Annotated in this window: 23 protein-coding genes and 1 pseudogene; 8 read left to right on the top strand and 16 right to left on the bottom strand. The window is 35.4% G+C overall.

Annotated elements, in window-relative coordinates:
* Positions 1–88: 88 nt before the first annotated feature.
* Together GFJ36_RS02005 and cax are read right to left on the bottom strand one after the other, a co-directional pair.
* Positions 89–886 carry a YfkD famly protein gene (locus GFJ36_RS02005; RefSeq protein WP_033662157.1) on the bottom strand — a complete coding sequence of 266 codons (798 nt, stop codon included), beginning with the start codon at positions 884–886 and terminating at the stop codon, positions 89–91.
* An 81-nt stretch (positions 887–967) separates the two neighbouring features.
* Positions 968–2,023, bottom strand: coding sequence for a calcium/proton exchanger (gene cax / locus GFJ36_RS02000; protein WP_000482128.1), 1,056 nt, complete (start codon positions 2,021–2,023; stop codon positions 968–970).
* A 180-nt stretch (positions 2,024–2,203) separates the two neighbouring features.
* Between cax and GFJ36_RS01995 the strand changes: the two genes are divergently transcribed.
* The 3 genes from GFJ36_RS01995 (at position 2,204) to GFJ36_RS01985 (ending at position 3,494) form a co-directional block, all read left to right on the top strand.
* Positions 2,204–2,620, top strand: a complete 417-nt coding sequence (locus tag GFJ36_RS01995; RefSeq protein WP_000550224.1) for a pyridoxamine 5'-phosphate oxidase family protein — start codon at positions 2,204–2,206, stop codon at positions 2,618–2,620.
* 154 nt (positions 2,621–2,774) lie between these two features.
* On the top strand, positions 2,775–2,921 hold the full coding sequence (locus tag GFJ36_RS01990; RefSeq protein WP_000817786.1) for a BH0509 family protein: 147 nt from the start codon (positions 2,775–2,777) through the stop codon (positions 2,919–2,921).
* Between the two features lie 144 nt (positions 2,922–3,065).
* Entirely contained in the window at positions 3,066–3,494 is a 429-nt protein-coding gene (locus GFJ36_RS01985) for an EamA family transporter (RefSeq protein WP_088061639.1), read from the top strand.
* 8 nt (positions 3,495–3,502) lie between these two features.
* Here the strand turns inward: GFJ36_RS01985 and GFJ36_RS01980 are convergent, their stop codons facing one another.
* Positions 3,503–4,099 (bottom strand): DedA family protein, encoded by a 597-nt coding sequence (locus tag GFJ36_RS01980; RefSeq protein WP_046953695.1) that lies wholly within the window; start codon positions 4,097–4,099, stop codon positions 3,503–3,505.
* A gap of 474 nt (positions 4,100–4,573) precedes the next feature.
* Here GFJ36_RS01980 and GFJ36_RS01975 point away from each other — a divergent pair, with 474 nt between their 5' ends.
* Positions 4,574–7,336 carry a tetratricopeptide repeat protein gene (locus GFJ36_RS01975; RefSeq protein ID WP_097889302.1) on the top strand — a complete coding sequence of 921 codons (2,763 nt, stop codon included), beginning with the start codon at positions 4,574–4,576 and terminating at the stop codon, positions 7,334–7,336.
* Between the two features lie 42 nt (positions 7,337–7,378).
* Here the strand turns inward: GFJ36_RS01975 and lepB are convergent, their stop codons facing one another.
* From lepB to GFJ36_RS01960, 3 genes are all read right to left on the bottom strand, one after another.
* Positions 7,379–7,915, bottom strand: coding sequence for a signal peptidase I (gene lepB / locus GFJ36_RS01970; RefSeq protein WP_087982334.1), 537 nt, complete (start codon positions 7,913–7,915; stop codon positions 7,379–7,381).
* Positions 7,916–8,133: 218 nt separating this feature from the next.
* Positions 8,134–8,814 carry a lysoplasmalogenase gene (locus GFJ36_RS01965; protein ID WP_088061635.1) on the bottom strand — a complete coding sequence of 227 codons (681 nt, stop codon included), beginning with the start codon at positions 8,812–8,814 and terminating at the stop codon, positions 8,134–8,136.
* A 122-nt stretch (positions 8,815–8,936) separates the two neighbouring features.
* Entirely contained in the window at positions 8,937–9,887 is a 951-nt protein-coding gene (locus GFJ36_RS01960) for a DMT family transporter (protein WP_088061633.1), read from the bottom strand.
* A gap of 270 nt (positions 9,888–10,157) precedes the next feature.
* Between GFJ36_RS01960 and GFJ36_RS01955 the strand changes: the two genes are divergently transcribed.
* Positions 10,158–12,083, top strand: a complete 1,926-nt coding sequence (locus GFJ36_RS01955; RefSeq protein ID WP_088061631.1) for a heavy metal translocating P-type ATPase — start codon at positions 10,158–10,160, stop codon at positions 12,081–12,083.
* A 186-nt stretch (positions 12,084–12,269) separates the two neighbouring features.
* On the opposite strand, the gene GFJ36_RS01950 is transcribed toward GFJ36_RS01955, so the two are convergent.
* The 3 genes from GFJ36_RS01950 to GFJ36_RS01940 are packed head-to-tail and all read right to left on the bottom strand — an operon-like array spanning position 12,270 to position 14,179.
* Positions 12,270–13,139, bottom strand: coding sequence for a YihY/virulence factor BrkB family protein (locus GFJ36_RS01950; RefSeq protein WP_001226530.1), 870 nt, complete (start codon positions 13,137–13,139; stop codon positions 12,270–12,272).
* A gap of 6 nt (positions 13,140–13,145) precedes the next feature.
* Positions 13,146–13,661, bottom strand: a complete 516-nt coding sequence (locus GFJ36_RS01945; RefSeq protein ID WP_001085384.1) for a DUF4075 domain-containing protein — start codon at positions 13,659–13,661, stop codon at positions 13,146–13,148.
* Positions 13,662–13,714: 53 nt separating this feature from the next.
* Positions 13,715–14,179: a low molecular weight protein-tyrosine-phosphatase gene (locus GFJ36_RS01940; RefSeq protein ID WP_000250910.1), complete on the bottom strand. Its 465-nt coding sequence runs from the start codon at positions 14,177–14,179 to the stop codon at positions 13,715–13,717.
* 173 nt (positions 14,180–14,352) lie between these two features.
* Here GFJ36_RS01940 and GFJ36_RS01935 point away from each other — a divergent pair, with 173 nt between their 5' ends.
* On the top strand, positions 14,353–14,577 hold the full coding sequence (locus tag GFJ36_RS01935) for a DUF1128 domain-containing protein (protein ID WP_000366197.1): 225 nt from the start codon (positions 14,353–14,355) through the stop codon (positions 14,575–14,577).
* 193 nt (positions 14,578–14,770) lie between these two features.
* Positions 14,771–17,437 (top strand): cation-translocating P-type ATPase, encoded by a 2,667-nt coding sequence (locus GFJ36_RS01930; RefSeq protein WP_157349440.1) that lies wholly within the window; start codon positions 14,771–14,773, stop codon positions 17,435–17,437.
* A gap of 82 nt (positions 17,438–17,519) precedes the next feature.
* On the opposite strand, the gene GFJ36_RS01925 is transcribed toward GFJ36_RS01930, so the two are convergent.
* From GFJ36_RS01925 to GFJ36_RS01895, 7 genes are all read right to left on the bottom strand, one after another.
* A complete protein-coding gene (locus tag GFJ36_RS01925; protein WP_001064402.1) occupies positions 17,520–18,602 on the bottom strand; it encodes a toxic anion resistance protein in 1,083 nt (360 codons plus the stop codon).
* Positions 18,603–18,620: 18 nt separating this feature from the next.
* Positions 18,621–20,252 carry a YceG family protein gene (locus GFJ36_RS01920; RefSeq protein ID WP_000492830.1) on the bottom strand — a complete coding sequence of 544 codons (1,632 nt, stop codon included), beginning with the start codon at positions 20,250–20,252 and terminating at the stop codon, positions 18,621–18,623.
* 110 nt (positions 20,253–20,362) lie between these two features.
* Positions 20,363–21,154: a TerC family protein gene (locus GFJ36_RS01915; protein WP_000025692.1), complete on the bottom strand. Its 792-nt coding sequence runs from the start codon at positions 21,152–21,154 to the stop codon at positions 20,363–20,365.
* A 73-nt stretch (positions 21,155–21,227) separates the two neighbouring features.
* Entirely contained in the window at positions 21,228–21,806 is a 579-nt protein-coding gene (locus tag GFJ36_RS01910) for a TerD family protein (RefSeq protein ID WP_000236650.1), read from the bottom strand.
* A gap of 82 nt (positions 21,807–21,888) precedes the next feature.
* Positions 21,889–22,473 (bottom strand): TerD family protein, encoded by a 585-nt coding sequence (locus GFJ36_RS01905; protein ID WP_000146727.1) that lies wholly within the window; start codon positions 22,471–22,473, stop codon positions 21,889–21,891.
* Between the two features lie 26 nt (positions 22,474–22,499).
* Positions 22,500–23,093, bottom strand: coding sequence for a TerD family protein (locus tag GFJ36_RS01900; RefSeq protein WP_001121585.1), 594 nt, complete (start codon positions 23,091–23,093; stop codon positions 22,500–22,502).
* Positions 23,094–23,230: 137 nt separating this feature from the next.
* The gene (locus GFJ36_RS01895; protein WP_097889300.1) at positions 23,231–24,100 is read right to left on the bottom strand and encodes an ROK family protein; all 870 of its coding nucleotides are present in this window, start codon (positions 24,098–24,100) and stop codon (positions 23,231–23,233) included.
* 201 nt (positions 24,101–24,301) lie between these two features.
* Here GFJ36_RS01895 and GFJ36_RS01890 point away from each other — a divergent pair.
* Positions 24,302–24,657, top strand: a pseudogene (locus GFJ36_RS01890) (cell wall anchor protein); the annotation flags it as partial.

The raw sequence follows: 24,657 nt of genomic DNA, 5'->3' as shown, positions 1-24,657 counted from the left end.
CATTCCCCACTGATTATTAGTTGAACCAATTGCCCACAAATAGCGGGATAAATAAAAACGTCAGCTTATAAGCTGACGTTTTTTCATATTATTGCGAGTGAGAAGAAGAAATGAATTTAAAATACAAATGATCGTGAATTGGAATAGCAGCTCCGATTCCTTGTGAGGTAATATTTTTTACTACAAGCCTCTTTTGATTTCCTTTTAACACAAGGTACACTTCTCCAAATGTTACTTTTCCTTTTTCATTTACTGCTGGTGTATAAGCGTATAAATATCCAAGTTGACTCGGACTAATATTATACACACGCTCATGTCCAGTACCATAACCAATGGTCGTTTTAAATGAAAGTGGCAATTGTACTTTTTCAAGTGCTTTGAGAAGCATCATTTTTTTCACATCCGCAGTATTTTTCATATCTGCTGTTAAATCACCTTCAACCGTCTTTTGCGTTTCTTGCTTATAGCGTAGCGGATATAAGCGATCTCCTCCGCGATTATCGTACACATTGCGATTTACTTGTTTATATTCCCAATTAATCGACGTATCAACCGATTCATAATTTAAAGCCCATTGACCTAAATAAATCTTCGCTCGGTACCCTACCGCAAGCGGCGCATTCGAAATTGTCGTTTCATTAAACATTCGAATTAAGTCCGGATTTTCAATTTTAATATTTGCTGTTTTCAATAGTTCTTGAGCAAACTTACTCGGTTGTAAGCGCGGCAAATCTTGCGCATCATTTGGAAACGTATTGTCTTTAGAAATATTTAAAACAGATGAAGGCATTTTTGTTTCTACCGTTGTCTTTGCAAAACTCATGTTAGGAAATAATAGAATAAACGAGACCATAGTTGAAAGACATATGCTGTATACTCGTTTCACCTGTCTGGCTCCTTCCTATGTAAAGGTATATATACTACTTTGTTTATTGTTTTCTCTCAATACAATTGTTATGCCTATTTTTCATAATAAATAAAAACCAATTCCCATAATGACATACGCCGCTAATAAAGTACCGCCTTCAAACCAATTTGTATCTCCATCATTTGAAATCGCAATCGTTAAGAAAACAGCTGTAATCATAGAAACAAGTTCTGGTATTGTAAATACTAAAGGCATCCTTTGTGCAAAGAACATAGAAAGCAGTACTAATACAGGAGCAACAAACATGGCAATTTGCAACGTAGAACCGACTGCAATTTCAACTGCAATATTTACTTTATTTTTATACGCCATAATAATTGCAGATGCATGTTCCGCTGCATTCCCAACAATTGCAACGATAATAACCCCTATAAATAACTCTGACCAACCAAATGACTTTGCAACTGTCTCAAATGTATGCACAAGCGCCTCTGACACATAAGCTACCGCAATTGTCGCTATTGCTAAAATGAGTAGCGCTTTACCTTTCGACCACTCTGGTTCTTCCTCATGAGCTACTTCATCCGTTTTATGTTGATATACACCACGATGCGTAACGAGCTTAAATAGCAGTGCAGCAAGGTACATAATAATCATAATGATAGAAACACCGATACTTAATTGATACGTCTTTCCAGCATCCATCTTCATTGAAAAAATCTCTGGAATAACAAAAGCTACTACTACCGCAAAGATTAATAAAGCTGAATTATGCCTTGCATCATATACATTAAAACTTTGTCTTTTGTATTTAAGCCCTCCTATAAAGAAGGATAGCCCTCCTACTAATAATAAATTCCCAAGTACAGAACCCGTTAAAGAGGCTAATACAACCTCAATTAATCCCGCCTGAAGTGCAAAAATCGAAATAATTAGTTCAACAGCATTACCAAAAGTAGCATTTAATAATCCGCCTATTCTAGGTCCAGAGACAATTGCCAAACTTTCTGTCGCTCTCCCCATAAAACCCGCTAAGGCGATAATAGTAATGCAATACACAGCGAACATAATTGTTTGAGGCCAATGAAGCATTTTTCCAAGTACAGAAAGTGGTACCCCGATCAGCGCTACTATAAGAAATATTTTATTAAACATGCTTTTCATCCTTCCATCGTATGTATTTCTCCTCGATATTATTATTATTCTTCTCCTAACTTGTCCGATTTCATCACAATTACGTTTAAAAAATCGGATTGAAGAAAACAGTATAAAAGATATTTAAATTATCTTGTTTAAACGGAGAAAACAATAAATTATGAACAGGGGTTAAAAAGCATGCATTTAAAAGAAAAAATTGAAACTATTATTTGCGGTCAACGAACTGGTGTATTATCTACTGTACGTGAAAATAAGCCTCATAGTACCTTTATGATGTTTTTCCACGAAGATTTTGTGTTATATGTTGCAACAGATCGGAAATCAAAAAAGATAACAGATATCGAAAACAATCCAAATGTACATGTACTACTTGGACGTGAAGGAAAAAAATTAGATGAAGATTATATTGAAGTTGAAGGCTTAGCCTCCATCGAGGAAGACTCCACATTAAAAAACAAGTTTTGGAATAATAGCTTAAAACGCTGGTTACTTGGTCCTGAAGACCCTAATTACGTATTAATAAAAATCAATCCCGACACAATTTATTACATCGATGGTGCTGGTACGACGGAGCCCGAGTTTTTACGACTATAAAATAAAACAAGCCCCCTTTAGGTGGGCTTGTTTTGTCGAAAAGTTCTTCTGAAAAAAACAATAAAATAGGTGGAACTTTCTAAAGATTCTGTTATATAATAGCAGTAACTTAAATAAACTGTATTAAAACAGATTGAGAGGAGAAATCAAATTGATGAAAAGAGAAGAACGCAAAAACATGATTGAGTTTATTGAAAAGAAAAAAGGGATTGAGCGTGATGAATTATTGTTTATGACAGACGATGAAGTAGAACATATTTATAATGTAACGTACTTTTTGTATGAAGAAATTGCAGAGTAGTATAATAATCCCCACCTTATTAGAAATATAAGGTGGGGATTATTTCGTTATTTGCGGAGCGGTAAAATCCCACTGATTAAAGTTTCGCTTTATACGTGAGAATGGTTTTCATGTATAATAATGTAAGATTGGAGGAATTTTACTATGAGTTCATGGCTCTTATTCGCACTATTATCAGCAATCGCTGCTGCCCTTGTATCTATTTTCGGAAAGATTGGTTTAGATGGAATCGATGCCAATGTTGCAACAACGGTTCGTTCTATTATTATGGCATTATTTATGGTGGGCGTTATTATTATCCAAGGTAAATTTCAAAATATCAGCGACGTACTGCTAAATAAAAAAGCACTGCTCTTTATCACATTAAGTGGGGTTGCAGGTGCTTCGTCATGGCTATTTTATTTTCTTGCCCTTAAAACAGGGAAAGTTTCACAAGTGGCTCCTGTCGATAAATTAAGCGTCGTATTTTCTATCATCCTCGCGATGATTATACTCGGTGAAAAGTTAAACTTTATGACTGGCGTTGGTGTAGTCTTTATTACAGCTGGTGTATTATTTATTGCTTTCAGCTAAAAAAACCGCTAATAGCGGTTTTTCTTTTTCTTTATATAAAACCATACAATACATGTAACAACTACTGAAATGAATAAAATCCATACTCCGTAATGATGTAGGCTATACTCAACGAAACGCCACTTCTCTCCTAACTTCCAGCCAAGTCCAATAAAAACACTTATCCAAATAAGCGCACCACCGTAAGCGTACAAACAAAAACGCCAAAGTGTTAAATTCGACATCCCAGCAAAATATGCTGTTAAATGACGTACTCCCGGGATAAAGTAACCAATCATTAACAGAAATGGTCCATATTTTTCAAATAAAATATGCGTTTTTTCAATGTGATGTTCTTTAATTCTAATCTTCGGTCCATATTTTTTTAAAACAGGGAGTCCAAGTTTTAAACCTAATATGTAGCTTAATGTAATACCTAACATCGCACCAGCCATCCCGCTTAAAAAAGCAGCAGTTCCTGACATAACTCCTTTAGAAACATTATAACCAACGAAGGTCAATAAAAACTCGTCTGGTATCGGTAATCCAACAATTCCACCGGCCAACGCTATAATAATTCCAAAATACCCATAATGCGCGATTAACTCGCCAATATGTTGTTCCATTCGGAAAACACATCCTATGCACGATCGTTATTCCACATTGTGCCCTTTCTATCTTTCAGACAAACATGGTATACATATTCACTATACATTGTTTTTATAATGAACTCTACTTCTATCCATTCCTTTAGCAGGAAGAAAGTGAACCATTAATCAGTGGTGATTTGTTCATCCTAACTAATTTTTAGCACACACCAATTGTGCGCCCGACTCCCTCCTACTTCCCTTGTATTCACCGCTTTTTAAAGTGCTAGTCTTATTATCTGTAAATAGTGGGATTAAAAAATAAAAATTCATATGCTTGTTTTTTTGTTACAATAAAGGAAAGTTACTTTTCGCAACGGTTTAACTCTCAGGAAAAATGATATATCTAGCAAAAACATAGTTTGGTCGATATAATGCAACTTCTACCTATTAAAAGAACATACACCCTTTACATACAACATCATTTTTCTAAATTATACAGGGGGAACGAACATGACCATTGAAAATCAATTTATCCAAAAGGTTTACTATAAAACATTTTTAACAGAAGAAACTTCTACTCCAGTATCAGAAGTACTCGGTGAAGCATATATAAATGAATCTACAAATGAATTCTCCAACATTTCTAATATCCGCTTTGCTCAAGGTGAATTTTATTACCAAAATAAAGACTTTGAAGCAGCGATATTTAAATGGGAGAAAGTAAATAACGAACTTGCACTTTGGGCAACCAAAAATATTGCAGATTCTTATTTTGAACTAGGATTCTTGCCAAAAGCAGAAGAGATTTATCAATCTATTCAAACGGAAGATACAACTCTTACAATGGAAGTTTCCTTACAACTTCTTTCTCTGTACATCGAACAAGATCGTTTAGGTCTAGCATTTAAGACGATTAGTGAGGCCGTTGCATTTCAACCTGACTATCCTAATATTACTGCAATTGCTCGCTCATTCTATGAAAAACAAGAAGATTGGAATAATGCTATCGAACTTGCCGTTCAAGAAGGAATTCGAACAAAATCGTTACACTGGTTCGATACTTTAATCAATTATGTGAATCATGGATTCACGAAACAAATCAAACCAGAATATTTCTATGAATCTTTAAAAGCATTATATGCAATTGATCAAGTCCAATTTAAAGAACTTGTTATTGCGCTTTGGAACAGCTATCAAAATGAAAACTTGCATCTACCTTGGATTCAAACAATAAATCATTTATTCTTACATATTGAAACAGACAACAATGACGATTGGCATGAAATTGTTGAACGCTATCAAGATACGTACTTTGAGTTAATTACTGGTGAGCATTTCATGCATGAAATGCAGGGACTTGTACCAGATTTATTAACCAATTGGTTTAGTTTAACGAAAGCAAAAGATGCCCTATTTGTCTCTGCTGCAGTGTTAGCATGGAATGAAGTTTCACCTACAACTTTAGAGTCATTACTCGTAAAAAGTGCGGGAGCCCTACTTTCTAATTCAACAGCTGAAACAAATGTAAATATGGAAACAGTTTCTCATTTATTCGAAACAATTGCTGTATGGGCTGAAAAAAACGATGTGGATTTAAGTCATCAATTTACGTTACTCGTTCACGAACTGTGTGATTTAAATGTTACACAATTACTAATAGCGGGAACTAGTGACCAGGATAAATCATCATTCATCAATTCTATACTAGGAGAGAACATCTTAACTGAGACTGTAACAACTCCTATTCTATTTAAAGATGATAGCCAAACTGAAATAACAGAATTCACTGCGTTAGATGTACACAATATACCTAGCTTTGATGAATTCCATCAAAGAATGGCTACACCTTCCGAATCAGAACTTGAGAAAAAATGTATAGAAATTAAGTTACCAAGTAGATTTTTAAGAAAAAATAAATTTGCATTTCTTGTTACGCCACCTGTTCAAGGGCAAGTGGATAAAAACAGCTCATATTTTGAATACTTACAAGCAGCAGATAGCCTTATTTACGTATTAAATTCTTCTTCACCATTACATGGTGAAGAACTTGATACATTACTTTATTTACGTGAACAAGTGCCAAATTTACAAATTCATTTCGTATTACACACAAATAATACGACCAATAACGAAAAACTAATGAGTAAAATTAAAGTCCATTTCCCAAATGCACAGTTCTTCCCATACTCTCCTTCACAAGAGAGTAGCCAGCAACTTGGAGACGTGACAGAGTCTATTCTTTCTAATCTAGCAGAACGTAACATGGAACAAGAACGTATAGAAAAACTAATATGGTTTACTCAAAAGACAATCGCATACCTTGTAAATGAACGTGTGGAGTTAGAAAATACATTAGTGAAATCCGTACGCTGGAATAAACATATCTCAGTTAAATTAAATGGATTTATTAACAACCTTACTGCTCTTGAAAAAGATAAAATTCGTTCTATTACAGAATCTTATCTTTTAACGAAAGAAGAAATCACACGAGATATCCATTCTCAAATTCCTGAATTATTACAGAGTTGTTCTGACCTCGTTCAAGAAGATAGCGACTTCAAATTAGTTCATGAAGAATTAAATACTGCGATGAACGAACGAGTTCAAAAACATGTACAACAAGTGCTTCTTCCTAAATTTACTGGTTCTATTCAGGAATGGATTGAAACAGCTCATAATGAATTTATTCAAGCTCAATCTTATTTAGATGAAATGAGTGAAACGTTTAATAAATTATATAAAGAAGAACGCATGAAACTTCCTTGTGATTTCAAATTACTAGATGACTGGCATCGAGATGTTGTACGCATGACAAATAGAATTACAGTAACGAACATCAATATTTTATTACGCTTTACACCGACACAATTTTTCTTAAAAAGTGCGGGAAAACTATTTGGTAACATGCAAAAAAATCAGTCTATGCTCGCAAACAAATATAAACAATACATTGAAACGGAAGACTATACGGAAATTGCTCAAACAATCTCAAAACAATTCTTCCTTCAATTTGAAGTATTTGAAGGCGCATTAGAACGAGATATCATGATGTTCTTTAAAGATCCACTTAGCATATTGAAACAAAATGTAGAAGCAGCTCAACTTGAAATACAGGAAGACGAGCAAACATTAGCAACATTAAGAAGCAACCCAGAAACTTATCACGATCCGTTAGCATTCTTTAAACTGCAACTATTGCAACACAAATTCGTTTTAAGTACAAACAAAAACAATGAAGACGTCTATGAATTTAATGAGTCTCCTACGATTTAACATAAAAAACCAAGCAAATTTCAGTTTGCTTGGTTTTTTACTTTAATTCATTATTTTCATATGTTCAAATGGATAATAAATTGCCGCTAATTCTCCTAATACATCTTCTCTATCAATAAGTCCTAAACCATTTCTACTATCTCTGCTTATTAAGCGATTATCTCCCATAACAAAAATCTTATTTTTAGGAATTGTAATCGGTCCAAAGTCCTCTGTTAAATTCATAAGTTTTTTTTCAGCTTGTTTTTTATTACTATACAAATACGCTTCCTGTGTCACTTCATGATTCACATATAATTGATCATTTCTCACCTCGATTACATCGCCAGGCAAACCAATAACCCTTTTCACATAAAAATTATCCGTCTTCACAACAATAATATCTTCTCTCCCATAACTTTCAAACTGCTTTGCTAACTTATTAACAATCAGCTTATCCCCATCTTGTAACGTCGGCTTCATGGACGCTCCTTTTACAGTCGTAGGAAAAAACACAAAAATTTTCGCTAAAAACACTAACAAACATGCAATTGCAATTGTTCCAAAGAATTCACGCAAACGTTTTTTCTTTTGCATCATTCCACCATCTCATCATCTTTTTACTTTTATTATAAGGAATTCAACTGTAAAATTTCCACAAAATTCTGAATTATAAAATTGTAATATTACAAACTTAAAAATAACATCCTCATAAATTTATTATTTTTATATACCATAATCTATATTTATCTCACTATTTGCGAGCAGTAAAAAAGATACTCTCAAAATAGTCTATCCACTATTTTGAGAGTATCTTTTTATATTCCCACATATACAATACACATTTGAGCCGCTACATATGTAAACCAAATCCAAAGTGGTTCATACTTTAATTTGCGTCCTCCAATATCTGTCACACCTATAATAAAATCAGAAATCACAAATAGTAAACCACCAAAAGCCGGTATCCACCATATTCCTATATTCTCATAGTATAGGGCGAATGCAAAGCAAGCCATTCCTCCAACCCACAATCCGTAAATTAGAGCTCCTATCGTAAACAATTTATCTTGTTTATCATTTCGTATAAAAAAGAACCATCCTATAATTAGAAAGAGTCCGTATACGAGTAAACCAATCCAAAAACCATTCCATGAGATGCCTGTTTGCAAAAATGCTTTTACATAAAAACAATGCGCAAGGGCAAAAGTAATCATACCTCCAATTAATCGATGACCAATTGGAATCAAACCTGCCATAAATAAATCTCCTACAGTTGATAACGTCATACCTAGTGCAACCCACGTACTATACTCTACTGATGGATCTTGTAACCATATCCAAATTGCACTTGCTGTTAAAGAAAAACTAAGAATAAGACGCACCGCTAAAGGTAACGGCATATTATTTCTTGTTTTTTTTGTCTGTCCTATTGCGTACATTGCACCAATTAAAAAAAGAATGATTTGTCCAATTAACACCATGTAAAATAGATTCATAACATGTTCTCCTCAATAAATGCTTTTTGTATCTTTTTTCGTTACACCTAGTCTATTATCCTTTTTCTATATAAAAAAAGAAGAACAGTACTGTTCTTCCATTGTAATCGTTTTCCTGTTATCTATGCTACTTGTTTTTCGTTCGCCCTTTTCTGCTTAGCTGTCGTTCGATTCACCACGATAATTCCCGCGGCTACACATGCCAAACCGAATAATACAAATGAATGAATTGCTTCTCCTAAAATCATGCTCGATAATAACACACCAAATACGGGTATAAAGAACATGTACATTGATACTTTTCCAACCTTGTTATACTTCATAATTGTATTCCAAATGCAAAAGCCTGCTGCGGATAAGAAAGATAAGTAGAGAAGCATAAGTATTGCATGTACACTAAATGTAAATGGCATGGCTCCAACTTGCAAAGCCCCTATACATAATAGCCCGATAGAACCAAAAATCATTTGGTATGCTGTCATATAGCCAACATCTAATGTTTTGCTACCTTCTTTCGCCAATATGTTTCCATATGAATACAACATTGCTGCACTAAGAAGTAATAAGCTACCGATTCCGAAATGGAATGACAAACTACCATCACTCGGTACATTTACTAAAATGACACCACAAAAGCCGATAGAGACCCCAATTATTTTTCTCATATTGAGAGCGTCATCTTTATATAAAAAGTGAGCGAGTAAAATTTGAAAGAATGATGATGTTCCTGAAATGATAGCTCCTTCAATGCCAGAACTATAACTCATTCCAATATAAAAACATATATATTGAAGAAATGTTTGAAATAAACCAATTTGTACTAACTGTTTCCCCGTTCCTTTTTTGAAGCTCATATCTTTTCCTAATACTTTAAAGAATAATAAGAGCATGACTCCAGATAAAAAGAAACGATAACCAGCAAATAATATTTGCTCCCCAACTTCTTGTGGCTGAATTCCAAGTTCAGCATAACTTAATTTAATAAATGGGAATGCGCTCCCCCATAAAAAAGTCGCTACTATTGCAGCAATTAGTACGCCAATCGGATGGGTAAAAAATTTCTCTGTCTTCACTTGTTGTCTTCCTTTCCGATCTTTATATGAACAATATTCATATATACCAAAGGTATTGCGAAAACACAAGTTTTCCGTTTATACTTGAAACAAAACTGTGCCATCTTATAAAAAGATATGATATACTATAGAATAATTACAACATAATAACTATTAAAATCAGATTCAACAGAAATGCTGCTATCCATTATGGATGGCAGCTTTCGTCGTTTTATAGGGGTTTCGATTTTGATTCTTTTTCTCAATAAGAATTTGGAAGGAGCGAGTAGAATGAACTCAGAAGTAAAAACATTACAAGTACAAAAGTCTATTTCTCATCCCTCTTTATGGGATACATTAAAGAAACATCATGAACTTATATTTGCAATCGCATCTGGTATTTTCATTTTAGCTGGTTGGTTATTCACAAAGAACGATGCAGTGAATGTAGGCATTACTTGCTATATCCTTGCTTATATAGTTGGTGGATATGCAAAGGCGAAAGAAGGTATTGAAGATACAATTGAAGAGAAAGAGCTAAATGTCGAAATGCTCATGCTCTTCGCTGCTATCGGTGCTGCAATCATTGGCTACTGGGCAGAAGGCGCGATTTTAATCTTTATCTTTGCACTGAGCGGTGCGATGGAGTCTTATACATTAAGTAAAAGTCAAAAAGAAATTTCAGCGCTTCTTGATTTACAACCAGAAGAAGCATTACGTATTTCTAATGGAACCGAGGAACGTGTTCCTGTTGGACGATTACAAATTAACGACATTATTTTAATTAAGCCAGGTGAGCGCGTTCCTGCTGACGGTACGATTCATAACGGTGAAACAAATATCGATGAAGCAGCAATTACTGGAGAACCTATTCCAAATGAAAAAAAATATGGCGATGAAGTATTTGCCGGTACTGTAAATTTACGCGGTGCTATCGAAGTTAAAATTACGAAGCCGAGCGATCAAACATTATTCCAAAAGATTATCCGTCTCGTCCAAAGTGCACAAAGTGAAAAATCACCATCACAACTATTCATCGAAAAGTTTGAAGGAACATACGTAAAAGGTGTACTACTCGTTGTTGCGCTTATGATGTTCGTCCCTCATTTCTTACTTGACTGGAGCTGGAATGAAACGTTTTATCGCGCTATGATCTTACTTGTAGTCGCATCTCCTTGTGCACTCGTTGCTGCCATTACACCAGCAACATTATCTGCAATTTCTAACGGAGCAAGAAATGGAATTCTCTTTAAAGGTGGCATACATTTAGAACGCCTCGCTTCAGTAAAAGCGATCGCCTTTGATAAAACAGGAACATTAACACAAGGAAAACCTACCGTAACAGATGTATATGTTCGAGAAAGTATGACAGAAAAAGAAGTACTTTCTATTACAGCATCAATTGAAAGTCACTCTACACACCCTTTAGCTGAATCTATTGTTAAATATGCACAACATGCGTATGACATTGCATTAAAAAAACCAGAAAATGTTGAAGATGTAACTGGTTTTGGACTGAAAGGAATATTTGAAAACAAAGCTTATAAAATAGGTAAAGCTGATTTTATCGGTGAAGAAACAAAGACATTTCATAATGGTATTTCTGCCTCACTTGAAAAAGAAGGTAAAACTGTCGTTTATATTAGTGATGAGAGAGGCATTCTTGGACTTATCGCTTTAAAAGATACACTTCGCCAAGAAACAATAGCTGCTATTCGCGAATTACAAAGCATCGGTGTCGAGGCAATTATGATTACTGGAGATAATGAAGAAACGGCAAAAGCTATTGCCTCTGAAAGTAATATAAAAGAATATTACGCATCATGCTTACCAGAAACAAAAGTTGAAACGATTAAAAAGCTAAAGGAAAAATACGGGACAGTAGCAATGGTCGGAGATGGTATAAATGATGCCCCTGCACTCGCTACTGCTAGCATTGGTGTAGCAATGGGAGAAGGAACAGACGTAGCTTTAGAAACTGCAGACGTTGTACTTATGAAAAACGAATTATCTCGACTTTCTCAAGCGATCCGCTTATCAAAACGAATGAATCGTATTGTAAAGCAAAACGTAATCTTTTCACTAGCTGTAATTGCAATGCTGATTTGTTCAAACTTCTTGCAATTTTTAGCTCTTCCATTCGGTGTTATTGGGCATGAAGGAAGTACAATTCTTGTCATTTTGAATGGCTTACGATTATTAAAAGGAAACAAATAAGAAACGGGTCCCTCATAGAGGACCCGTTTTTTTTAATGGTAGCTATTATGCCCGTTCGCACTCCCACTCGTTTTATGCTTTGGATGCGAACTACTCTTTTGTTTATTGTTATTTTTATTGTTGTGATTCTTTTTATTATTACTCATGAAATATCCCCCCTGTTCCCTATTATTATGGAACAAGAGCTCACTTTTCATTACGGGAATTATTGTCACCCGTCCTATAATGATGGAGTAAACCATTAATTTCACCGCCAAGTAAAATGACCCATCCAGTCAAATAAAACCATAACATTAAAATAATAATACCACCGAGACCACCATATGTATTGGCGTAATTCGCAAACTTATCTACATAATAAGCAAATGAGTACGATACCACAATCCATCCTACAGTAGCAAATGTTGCTCCTGAAATGACTTCTCTTCTTTTTAACTTTCGATCTGGTGCAAATGTATATAAAAAACTAAACAATGCAAATAGCACGAAAAAACTCGCTACTAATCGCGTAATACTCCACACGTAAGAAAAACTATCCGATAACCCAATTGCTTTAAATACCGCTGCTCCAATGACTTGTCCAAACACTGGAACAATTAGCGCAAACACAATCATAAAAATAATCGCTAATGTAAACACAATGGATAAAGCTCTCGTTTTAATAAAGGAACGTGTTTCTGTTACATCATACGCACGATTAAAAGCATTCATAACCGCATTTACCCCGTTTGAAGCAAACCATAGCATTGATAATAAACCAAATGATAATAAACCACCATTTTGCTCATTTACAACTTTATCAACGTTTACTTCAATTAAAGACATTGCATCTTCGGGTACGTACGGTTCTAATAAGTTGAGCACACTTTCTGTTTGAAGGTCAATGAATCCAAGAAGCGTAATTAAGAAAACAAGCCCAGGAAAAATCGCAAGCAAGAAGAAATAAGCGAGCTGTGCTGCCAAGCCCGCTACATCATCGCGCATCGTCCGGTCATACAAATCTTTACCAAACGAATAAGTACGATTTCTTCTCACCTTTTCTAAAATTTTTCTCATATATGTTTAAACGCTTTTCTTCTCTTCTTTATCTTGCTTCAACTCAATGTACGCTTCAGTTTTTTTTTCCTCTACATTTGAGTCTTTCATAAATAGTTCACGCGCTTCTTTCATACCGCCCTCTTCAGCAACTATTGGCTCTTCTTCTGCTTTCAGCTCATCTACCTTTGAAGATACAGCTTGAATTTCAATCGTTTCTGGCTTCTCTGCTGGCTCAACCTTTTTCTTACTAAAAATTTCTTTCGTTTCTTTTAACGTCTCTACAACAGACGGCGTCAATTTTTTAATTTCTGCTACTTTCGCTTTTACTACATTGAAGTCAGCGAGTTCGCGTCCTTTATCTGTAACAGTTTGCACTTTTTCTTTTATCTTCGCATTTTCACCGATTTCAATCATCTTTGTTTTTGCTTTTTCCGCAGTATTTTTTACTTTTTCACGGTTTTCCTTCTTCAACATAGATACAGCCACACCTGCAGCTACACCAATCGCAATGTTTCGAGCAATATTATTTTTCTTTGCCATATTCCTTCACCCTTTCATTTCTTATGTTAGAAAGTATTTCTTTCTAAGCTTCCTCATATTCCTTGTTCATTTCGAATGAAAGCTAATAGCTTTGCACACCCTTCTGTTACAAGGTCATATACTTCTTGGAAATTCCCTGTATAGTAAGGGTCGGGAACGTCTGTCCAGCCACCGTCTGGAACAAAATCGGACAGTCTACCAATATAGCCTCCAGTTTTACCTAAACTTTTTAAATCTGCTATATTCTTGTTGTCCATGGCAATAATATAATCAAACTTTGTTAAGTCTTCTTTTTCTACTTGCCTTGCTTTAATTCCTTCAAAAGTGACTGCATTTTCTTTTAAAATTTTTTGTGTTCCTTTATGTGGCGGATGGCCAACATGCCAATCTCCAGTTCCTGCAGAATCAATGACAATTTTCTCCTCGAGTCCCTCTTTTACGACAAGATCTCGAAAAATTGCTTCTGCCATCGGTGAACGGCAAATGTTCCCAAGACAAACAAACAATACTTGAACCATATTTTTGTTCTTCCCTTCTTGGTGCATTTCTTTATATATACTTATAGTATAAACAACCAATTATTAATTATAAAGGAAATCCCTACTAATTTAATAGGATTGAAAAGATTCATTAACGAAAATGATAAAAAATGTTAAGATATCCTTATGTTATTTTAAAGGGGGACACTTCGGTGGATTTATCCGTAAAGTCAGAAGAAAACGTTGAATATATGGTCGAAGCTATTAAAGAAAAATTACGTATGGTTAATGCTGGAGCGATGAGAGCTGCTAGCTTTAATGAAGAAATGTACGAAGACTTACGTGACATTTATGAGCATGTTATGAAACGTGAAACATTCAGCATCAGTGAAATGCAAGCTATTACAGAAGAATTAGGTACATTAATTAAAAAGTAAAAAAAGCCTCGTTTATATGAGGCTTTTTTTTATTTCCAACAAATTCATGACAACTCTTCTCTTTCCCTCAACCAACTGTAAAATACTGTACAATGGAAGTAGAACCTCACCTTAGATTTTTTCTCCATACATACTACTCACAAATAATAGCAACACTACCATTGCTAACTGTTTTTACTGGAGGTGCTTACTTATGAGCAATTGGTACAGTAAGACGAAAGATCAAACATTAATCGACTTAGAAACAAACGAACAACACGGTTTAACAGATGAAATCGTAAATGAACGTTTAAAGCAATACGGTTCTAATGAATTAGCTACAAAACAAAAACGCACGTTATGGCAGCGTATTTTCGCCCAAATTAATGACGTCCTCGTATATGTCCTTATTATTGCTGCCCTTATTTCTGCCTTTGTAGGTGAATGGGCTGATGCAAGTATTATCGCGCTCGTTGTAGTTTTAAACGCTGTTATCGGTGTCATCCAAGAATCGAAAGCAGAACAAGCTTTAGAGGCATTGAAAAAGATGGCGACACCTAAAGCTATCGTTAAGCGAGATGGTGAACTAAAAGAAATTCCATCTGAACAAGTCGTTCCAGGTGATATTGTCATGCTGGATGCAGGACGTTATATCCCATGTGATTTACGGCTTATCGAAACCGCAAATTTGAAAGTTGAAGAATCTGCTCTAACTGGTGAATCCGTCCCTGTTGATAAAGATGCAATTTACCACCCTTCTATGCAAAGCGATGAGCAAGTACCACTGGGCGATCAAAAAAATATGGCCTTTATGTCGACACTAGTAACATATGGGCGCGGAGTCGGTGTCGCTGTTGAAACGGGAATGAACTCACAAATTGGTAAGATTGCTACCCTTTTACATGAAGCCGACGATGATATGACACCACTTCAAAAGAGCTTAGCACAAGTCGGAAAGTATTTAGGCTTTGTCGCTGTATCTATTTGCGTCATTATGTTTATCATCGGTTTTTTACAAGGACGAGATACTTTAGAAATGTTTATGACTGCTATTAGTTTAGCCGTTGCAGCTATTCCAGAAGGCTTGCCGGCTATCGTTTCCATCGTTCTTGCAATTGGTGTGCAGCGAATGATTAAACAAAATGTTATCATTCGTAAACTACCAGCTGTCGAAGCTCTCGGTTCTGTCACAATTATTTGTTCAGATAAAACAGGTACGTTAACGCAAAATAAAATGACCGTTACTCACTTTTATGGTGATAACACATACGACCACTTAGAAAACTTAAATGTAAATAATGATGTACAACGTCTATTGTTAGAAAATATGGTGCTATGCAACGATGCGTCTTACGGTTCCGATTCACAAACAGGGGACCCTACAGAAATCGCCCTTCTTGTTGCCGGAAACACTTTTAACATGCAAAAAGATCATTTAGAAAAGATACATGAACGCGTTAACGAGCTGCCTTTCGATTCAGATCGTAAAATGATGTCAACCGTTCATACATACGATGAAAGCTACTATAGCATGACAAAAGGTGCTATTGATAAACTCTTACCTCGATGTACCCACATATTTAAAAACGGTAAAATCGAGGTTCTAACAGATGCTAATAAAAATCAAATATTAGAAGCTGCCGGGGCAATGTCTCAAGAGGCTTTAAGAGTACTTTCATTTGCATTTAAACAATACAATTCAAACGATGTGGTTATAGATCATCTTGAAGAAAATCTCATCTTTATTGGTCTTGTCGGTATGATTGATCCACCGCGAACTGAAGTAAAAGATTCAATCACAGAATGTAAAAAGGCCGGTATTCGCACAGTTATGATTACTGGTGACCATAAAGATACCGCCTTTGCAATTGCCAAAGAACTTGGCATTGCTGAAGACATATCTGAAATTATGATTGGAACTGAATTAGATAACATTTCAGATACAGAGCTAGCAAGCAAAATTGATCACTTAAATGTATTCGCTAGGGTCTCTCCAGAGCATAAAGTAAAGATTGTAAAAGCATTACGTGCAAAAGGAAATATCGTTTCTATGACTGGTGATGGTGTCAATGATGCTCCATCTTTAAAGCAGGCTGATGTTGGCGTAGCGATGGGCATTACAGGAACAGACGTTGCAAAAGGGGCAGCGGATGTAGTGTTAACAGATGATAATTTCTCATCTATAGTGAAAGCTGTTGAGGAAGGTAGAAATATTTATCGTAACATAAAAAAATCAATTCTCTTCCTACTCTCTTGTAACTTTGGAGAAATTATCGCTTTATTTTTAGCTATTTTACTCGGTTGGGCAACACCACTACGACCTATTCACATTTTGTGGGTCAATTTGATTACAGATACACTGCCTGCATTATCACTTGGGGTTGACCCTGAAGATCCAGATGTGATGAAGGAAAAACCACGACATGCGAAAGAAAGCTTATTTAGTGGTAGCGTTCCTTTTCTTATTTTCAATGGAGTTGTCATTGGACTTTTAACGCTAACAGCCTTTATCATCGGGGCAAAATTCTATACCGGAGATACAAATTTATTTCCTCTTTTCCCAGAGAAAATTGATGAAGATGCTCTATTACACGCTCAAACAATGGCATTTGTCGTTCTTAGTTTTTCTCAGCTCGTTCATTCATTTAACTTGCGTTCAAGAACGAAATCCATTTTTTCAATTGGGATCTTTACAAATAAATATTTAGTCTTCTCCCTTCTTATCGGTGTTCTTATGCAAGTGTGTATTATCTCCATCCCACCTCTTGCAAATATATTCGGTGTACATGCATTAACGATGCGAGATTGGGGATTTGTTCTCTTCTTAAGTATCATTCCACTTGTTGTGAATGAGATCATTAAATTAGTAAAGAGAAACTAAAAGGCAATGAGGATTATTCCTCATTGCCTTTTCATTTATTTCACTATTTGTGGGAGATGTCCCCGCTGATTAAAGTTTCACTTTATCCTTGTAATTCTTTTTTTATGTTCTCTGTTAACGTAGCCATACGCTTGCGGCTTTCTTCGCGCTCACGTTTATTTTGCTCTTCAATTTGTTGTGTTTCTTGCATACCTCTTGAAATAATGTTCCAAGTTTCCTCAAGTGTTTCCATCTTAATACTAGAAGAACCTGATAATCTCGCTACTTCCACACTTTGCGTTGCGATATTTTGTGCATTTTTCTTAAGTAATTCATTTGTGCGGCGATCAAGTTCAGCCATAGAATCTGCAACAAGCTTTTGACGTTTCGCATTTACCGCTTGAATAATACCATTTTTAAAGATAGGAATCGTTGTAATAAATGCTGTATTGATTTTACCAATTAATTTATTATTACCACGTTGAACCATACGAATTTGTGGTGCTGTAAGTAGCGCAACCATACGTGCTTTTTCTAAATCATCAATACGCTGCTCTAAAATTTCAACAGAGTTTTTCAGTGATTCTAATTCAATACCTGCTAATTGGTCATTGTTACGCACACGCTCTTCGTACATTGGAACCAACTCTGTATTTAAACGCTCTAATAACATTTCCCCTGCTACTACATACTTTTCTAAGTCTAAATAATATTTCAAATTTTGCTCATATAAACCATCTAACGTACCGATTGATTTTTTCATTTCATCTTGATACTTTGTAATTTCTACGTATACTTTATCCATTTCGCGACCCATTGTTTGGTACTTACTAAAGATCTGTTCAATCATTTTATCAGCTTTTTTGAACATGCGTGAGAAGAAACCGCTTTTCTCTTCCGCAAAGTCTTTGCTATCGAATCTGTCCATAATTTTACCAAGCTGTTTTAATAATTCTCCAGAGTCTTCTATTTTTGATAAAGACATTGTATGTAAAATTTGATCAGCGAAACGTGAAATTTCCATAGATGGTTCTTTTCCAAGCTCGATTAATTCTAACTGATCTTTAATATCTACTGCATTATAAATACGTTGTACTTCTGCATCTTGTCTAAGTTGTAAACGAACATCTTGTGCCGTTTGCTCATTTAATTCTGTTTTCGAATCTAGTATGACTGGGTTATTCATATGGTATTCTCCCTTTCCTTATAAAAATGGACGAAATAGTCCTTTTATTGTTTGTGATAAATTTTTATAGGCTGATGAACCATGAAACTCAAGATCGAAATTAACTTCTTCAAGCCAATGGGAATCAAATGCTCCTGCTTCAATATACGGTTCGATATCGTTTCTTCCCGTTGGATTGAAATGGAATACATCTACTCCAATTTGATTTAAAAATAGTAATAAAACAGCATCTGAACGGCTTAATTCTCCGCTCTTCTCATTATTAAATATAACAATTTTCGGTACTTCTTGCGAGTAATCAAATTTCTCAAGTTGCTCTAAAATGTTCGGCGGTATTTGAGAAAGCTGTGCGAAAACATACAGTGCTACATCTTGTTTCGTCTCTTTCGCAATGGGTTTACACATTTCACTTTCGCACGTATGGATGATCGCCTCTGCAATACCATGTTGCAATCCTTCTGGCAAACGTTTATGTGGCCACCAATGACTGTTCATAATTAAATCAGGGTGTAATTTCCCCCCGCGGTCTAACGCATCTCGGTAATGATATTGGAAATTCGCTTTTTGTTCTTTCGTAAACGGAAATGTATTAATTAATAAACTGTTATCAAATGATGTAATAGCCTTTAATCGCTGAAAATATTCTTTATCATTTTTTGAGACACCTGATATTTTCGCAAATAAAGAAGGGATATAAATGTGTTTATTTTCAACAAAGAATGTTGGACGCACAAATGCCTTTTCTTTCGTAATTAAAAAGAGTTCATCATACGTTGTTTTGAGCGTACGAGCTACAGGCGTATAGGAACGAAATTGCCATGGCTTGTACAGCAGTGAGTTATCGTGGTGAAGTACTTGTTCAATTTCTTTTGAAGCCTGATACGCTACTGTCGCAACTCGCTCACGGCGGCGATCTGGAAATGGCTCAAGAGAAATGCGACCTGGATGAGACACAACAAAACTTCTTCCTTCCTCATCAACATTCTCAAATCCATCTTTTCCTTCTGGGTGATAATAAAGTACATCGCAACCGAGCATAATAAGAAAGTATAAGAAATATATACGGCTTTCCTGTGCATCACCGTACCAAATAATGCGCGGCATTTGTTTCTTATAATTAATCGTAGAGAACCACTTCGCTACGTAATTGTCACTTAACTTAATCATATCGATTAAGAAACGACGGAACCCTTCTGTTTTTAATGATTGGTTATGTTGTTTTTCATACAATTTCAATACAGAAATAAACGTCGTATGTATATAATGCTGTAAGTCAGGATTGTCTACTTGTGGTAATAGTTGTTTTCCAGACAGATGGGCGACAAGCCTATTTACTGTAAGGCCATTCGGTGCTTCTTGATGTAATGTAAAAACCTCTTGAATATGGCGCAGTTTTTCGGGATCAATCACCTTATTTAAATTTTGTTCATGCAAAACCACGATCCCTTTCACTTCGCTATAATCAAATAGCTCATTGAAATATTCATCTACATCATTAGGAACACCAAGAATACGAGTTGCTATATAACTAAACTTCATCTCATTCTCTGTCAGTTCATATTGTGGGCGTTTTTCTAAAAGCGCTTCAAATTGCTTTAAATCTGATTCGTCTTTTAATGCACATGGTTGAAGTGTAAAACGTGAAAACACAACAGTTCACCTCCAAAAACATTTACTTTTTTTATAAAGTCTCTCTTCTATTATAAACTATTTTTAGTTATAAAAAATGGGCGCTCGCATAACGAGCAAACCCATTTCAATTATTTATGATTATTTTTAGTAGCTGCAACTTCTTCTTTAGCTTGTCCAGAATTCTTCATGTAGTGAAGTATAAACGTTGCTCCAAATGCTACAACTAAAATGATAAAGAATAGCATATGACTTATTTCAATATGAATAACAGACAGTAACATTTTTGCTGCAATAATTAAGATTAAAATATATGCTGTCGTTTCAAGTTCTGGAATACGCTCTAACAATTTTAAGAATACACCAGCGATACCACGCATCATTAAAATACCGAGCATTCCACCTAATAATAGAATCCAAACTTCATTTGATACACCAAATGCAGCAAGTACGCTATCTACAGAGAACGCGATATCCATTAATTCAACCATCGCAACTGTTCCCCAGAAGACACCAAACATTCTGAAGAGAATACTGTTTTGGTTCATACCATGAGCTTCCTCTTCTTCTGCATTACCTTTTCTTTTATCAATGAAGTATTTAATTGAAAGCCAAGCTAAGTAAAGTGCACCTAACACTTTTACCCAAGCTAATTTAATTAAGAACATTCCAATTCCAATCGCAATAAATCGGAATACATAAGCTCCAATAAGTCCATAGAATAATGCCTTTTTACGTTTTTCTTCCGGAAGGTGTTTTACCATTACTGCTAATACAAGTGCATTATCAGCAGATAACAAACCTTCAAGTACAACAAGTGTACCTATTAATCCCCAAGATACTGGATCTTGCAACACTTTAATCCACATGTCCAAGTCGAAAAACTGAGCATACGTATCAAGGATCCCTTGCAAAATACTCATCTTACCTTTATCCCCTATTCTTTGCTAGATTTATAGAAAGGTCAAAAAAAGGAAACGAATATCGTTTCCCTTCTTATGCATCCAAGCCATACGCTCTTACAAGCGCACCTAAGCCACCTTGGAAACCGCTTCCTACTGCATTAAACTTCCACTGTCCATTATGACGGTATAATTCACAAAAGACAACTGCTGTTTCAATGGAGAAATCTTCCCCTAAATCAAAACGAAGAACTTCTTCACTAGTTTCTTCATTCGCTAAACGAACGAATGCGTTTCCAACTTGTCCAAAGTTTTGATTACGGCCTTCTCCATCATAAATTGTAACTGTAATAGCAATTTTGTGCACATCTGCCGGAACTTTCTTTAAGTCCACAACAAGTTGTTCATCATCGCCTTCACCTTCACCTGTCCGGTTATCCCCTGTATGCAGAACAGATCCACAAGGAGACTGTAAATTATTATAGAAAATAAAATCGGTTTCCTTCGTACATTTTCCGTTCGCATCTAATAGGAATGCTGATGCATCTAAATCGAAATCTGATCCACCGTCATAAGATTTAATATCCCATCCAAGACCAATTACTGCTTTTGTTAAGCCAGGGCTTGTCTTACCTAAATCAATCTTCTGTCCTTTTTGCAATTGAATAACCATTTATATTCACCTCTATATTTTATATCTTTAAAAATATATCCATCAGTAAACACCTGTTTCACCGATGGATATATAAAATCTATTACTCTACATCTAAACCGAAATTATTACATAGAGATGCTAATCCGCCCTGGAACCCACTTCCGATTGCATTGAACTTCCAGTCACCTGCATGACGGTATAATTCCCCTACTACAACAGCTGTTTCAATAGAGAAATCTTCTCCTAAATCGTAACGAATTAACTCTGCATTCTTTTCTTCATCTAAAATACGTACGAAAGAGTTAGAAACTTGTCCGAAGTTTTGGCTACGACCTTCTCCATCGTAAATTGTGATTGAGAAACAAATACGTTCGATATGTGCAGGTACATTTTTTAAATCTACTTTAATCGATTCGTCATCGCCTTCACCTTCACCAGTTCGGTTATCTCCTAAATGCTCGACAGCACCATTCGCACCTTTTGGATTATTATAGAAGACGAAATCCTCTGCACCTGAAACTTTACCGTTAGCACCTACTAAGAAAATACTAACATCTAAATCGAAATCGTTTTGTCCGTCATAACGATTCGTATCCCAACCAAGTCCTACAAGAACTTTTGAAAGACCTGGATTTGTTTTTGTTAAGTCTACCTTTTGTCCTTTTTTCAATGAAATTGATGCCATATTCAATTCCTCCTCGGTTTATTTTATTAATAACGTGATACAATCTCACTTAAGTTTTTATCTTGTGTGCCTTCTCCAACAGCTGAAAACTTCCATTCACTTCCGTGGCGATACATTTCACCTGCAATTAGAGTCGTTTTGCCAGCATAATTATCCGATAAATTATAGCGTGCTAATTCTTCACCAGTTTGCGGGTTTTGAATACGAATATATGCATTACGAATCATCCCGAAATCTTGACGACGATTTACACAGTCATAAATATTTACAACGAATACTAAACGATTAATACGGCTTGGAACTTTATGTAATTCTACGAAAATTGTTTCGTCGTCACCAGCGCCTTCACCTGTTAAATTATCTCCTGAATGAATAATACTACCACAAGTAGAAAGTTTGTTTCCGAAGTAAACTAAATCGTTTTTGTTTAAAAAGCGATCCCCTTCTAACATAACAACAGATGCATCACAATCTACATTTGGTTTACTTCCAAATAATGAAGACAGAAACCCACCTGATTGTCCAATTGGATCCCAGCCTAAGCCAACCTGTAGTTTTGCTACTTTTGGTTGTCCTTTCGTTAAATCGATCTTTTGACCTTTTTCTAAAATAATAGGCATGAAGTTTCTTCCTTTCTACAAAGCATTTTCCAAATCGGAAAATATTGTATTCTCCCCTTATATTGTAGCATTATTTACCTAGTGATAAAAAGGATAAATTCTCAGTTATATGAAAACATTCATATAACTTATTTATGCTAATGTAAGAAGTGGTAAATAGCACCAACCATTCCTGCGCAATTTCCGTTTTGTGCAAGTTCAATCTCACAATTATTATAAATCTCTTTATTTAAATATTTTTCTACCTCTCCTTTTACTTCTTTTAAGAACTGCTTTCCCCTATCAGTAACTCCTCCACCTATAACAATCATTTCTGGATTAAAAATATAAGCAAGGTTACTAATTCCAATCGCTAAATGTTTAAAGAAAACCTCAACTGCTTGCGTAACTTCTCTATCTCCTTTATCATACAGTTCGAAAATCATTTTTCCATTCCAATCACTTTCACCTTTATATTTTCGCACAAGACAAATTAACCCTGAAATGGAAGCGACCTCTTCAAACGGCCTTCCTTCTATCAACATATTTCCCCATTCGCCAGCACTAAACGAATGCCCTCTATATAAATCTCCATCTATAAAAATTGCTCCTCCAATACCAGTTCCAAGAGTAAGCATAATAAAATTTCTTTTTCGGTTTCCAATACCTTTCCATTTCTCTCCCAAAGCTGCACAATTCACATCATTTTCAATGGACACAGGAACTTGTAATACCCTTTGCAATCTATCAATAATAGGAATAGTCGCGTAGTTCGGAATATGCTCCACCCCTCCCGTTACAACCCCTTTATGAATATTAACAATTCCCGCAGTACTAATACCAATTCCCGAAATCGTATGCTCATTCATTAATTTTTTGGATAGAAGAATAAGTTTTTGAATGATTTGTTCCCCGCCCAAATGAATTTCTGTTGAAACTGTTTTATGCTTTAATACCGTCCCTGTTTCTGAAACAATCCCATATTTAATTTGCGTACCACCAATATCAAATGCAATATATTCTTTCATCTGCTGTCACTTCCTCTACTGTAATGAGTGTAAAATTCCCACCACTCTACTATTATAAAGAATTTACACTAACTCTTTTCTCTCTTCAGAAATACACCACCTTTTTCTATATATAGTTTTTTTTGCATAAAACTCTTTTTCCTATGAAATATTACAAAGGGATGTATTTTAGATGGAATATTAATTTTCAGGAGGAAATCAATGACAAAAATCTTCATTTTAGCATCAACTCTTTCTTTATCTTTTTTTAGTGGTTTAAATATCGGTAATGCAGCAACAGACAACTTCTCTCCAGTAACAAATGCGATTGTACAAAATAACGATCATTTAGCAGAAGGCAACTCAAAAGATAATAATAAACCACCAGGAAACAATGGTTCTCAGGACGATAGTGGTTCTGGCGGCAATGACTCGGGTGGCAACGGTTCTGGTGGCAATGGCTCGGGTGGCAATGGTTCTGGCGACAACGGTTCCGGTGGTAACGGTTCTGGTGGCAATGGTTCTGGCGGCAGCGGTTCTGGTGGTAGCGGTTCTGGTGGTAACGGTTCTGGTGGTAA

Source organism: Bacillus sp. EE-W1, from assembly GCF_009760835.1.
GTDB classification, from domain to species: domain Bacteria; phylum Bacillota; class Bacilli; order Bacillales; family Bacillaceae_G; genus Bacillus_A; species Bacillus_A wiedmannii.
Note: the sequence above shows the minus strand (reverse complement) of the source record. Positions and strands in the feature narration are given on the sequence as shown.

What these genes read in the sequence shown, in the direction of transcription:
- GFJ36_RS01945 (WP_001085384.1), bottom strand. Translation starts at nt 13,661, where the DNA reads ATGGCAAAGAAAAATAATATTGCTCGAAACATTGCGATTGGTGTAGCT.
- GFJ36_RS01965 (WP_088061635.1), bottom strand. Translation starts at nt 8,814, where the DNA reads ATGAATCTATTTTACATGGTGTTAATTGGACAAATCATTCTTTTTTTA.
- GFJ36_RS01925 (WP_001064402.1), bottom strand. Translation starts at nt 18,602, where the DNA reads ATGAATAACCCAGTCATACTAGATTCGAAAACAGAATTAAATGAGCAA.
- GFJ36_RS01980 (WP_046953695.1), bottom strand. Translation starts at nt 4,099, where the DNA reads ATGGAACAACATATTGGCGAGTTAATCGCGCATTATGGGTATTTTGGA.
- GFJ36_RS01915 (WP_000025692.1), bottom strand. Translation starts at nt 21,154, where the DNA reads ATGAGTATTTTGCAAGGGATCCTTGATACGTATGCTCAGTTTTTCGAC.
- lepB (WP_087982334.1), bottom strand. Translation starts at nt 7,915, where the DNA reads ATGATGCAAAAGAAAAAACGTTTGCGTGAATTCTTTGGAACAATTGCA.
- GFJ36_RS01930 (WP_157349440.1), top strand. Translation starts at nt 14,771, where the DNA reads ATGAGCAATTGGTACAGTAAGACGAAAGATCAAACATTAATCGACTTA.
- GFJ36_RS01905 (WP_000146727.1), bottom strand. Translation starts at nt 22,473, where the DNA reads ATGGCATCAATTTCATTGAAAAAAGGACAAAAGGTAGACTTAACAAAA.
- GFJ36_RS01955 (WP_088061631.1), top strand. Translation starts at nt 10,158, where the DNA reads ATGAACTCAGAAGTAAAAACATTACAAGTACAAAAGTCTATTTCTCAT.
- GFJ36_RS01940 (WP_000250910.1), bottom strand. Translation starts at nt 14,179, where the DNA reads ATGGTTCAAGTATTGTTTGTTTGTCTTGGGAACATTTGCCGTTCACCG.
- GFJ36_RS01950 (WP_001226530.1), bottom strand. Translation starts at nt 13,139, where the DNA reads ATGAGAAAAATTTTAGAAAAGGTGAGAAGAAATCGTACTTATTCGTTT.
- GFJ36_RS01990 (WP_000817786.1), top strand. Translation starts at nt 2,775, where the DNA reads ATGAAAAGAGAAGAACGCAAAAACATGATTGAGTTTATTGAAAAGAAA.
- GFJ36_RS01900 (WP_001121585.1), bottom strand. Translation starts at nt 23,093, where the DNA reads ATGCCTATTATTTTAGAAAAAGGTCAAAAGATCGATTTAACGAAAGGA.
- GFJ36_RS01910 (WP_000236650.1), bottom strand. Translation starts at nt 21,806, where the DNA reads ATGGTTATTCAATTGCAAAAAGGACAGAAGATTGATTTAGGTAAGACA.
- GFJ36_RS01995 (WP_000550224.1), top strand. Translation starts at nt 2,204, where the DNA reads ATGCATTTAAAAGAAAAAATTGAAACTATTATTTGCGGTCAACGAACT.
- GFJ36_RS01975 (WP_097889302.1), top strand. Translation starts at nt 4,574, where the DNA reads ATGACCATTGAAAATCAATTTATCCAAAAGGTTTACTATAAAACATTT.
- GFJ36_RS01985 (WP_088061639.1), top strand. Translation starts at nt 3,066, where the DNA reads ATGAGTTCATGGCTCTTATTCGCACTATTATCAGCAATCGCTGCTGCC.
- cax (WP_000482128.1), bottom strand. Translation starts at nt 2,023, where the DNA reads ATGTTTAATAAAATATTTCTTATAGTAGCGCTGATCGGGGTACCACTT.
- GFJ36_RS01895 (WP_097889300.1), bottom strand. Translation starts at nt 24,100, where the DNA reads ATGAAAGAATATATTGCATTTGATATTGGTGGTACGCAAATTAAATAT.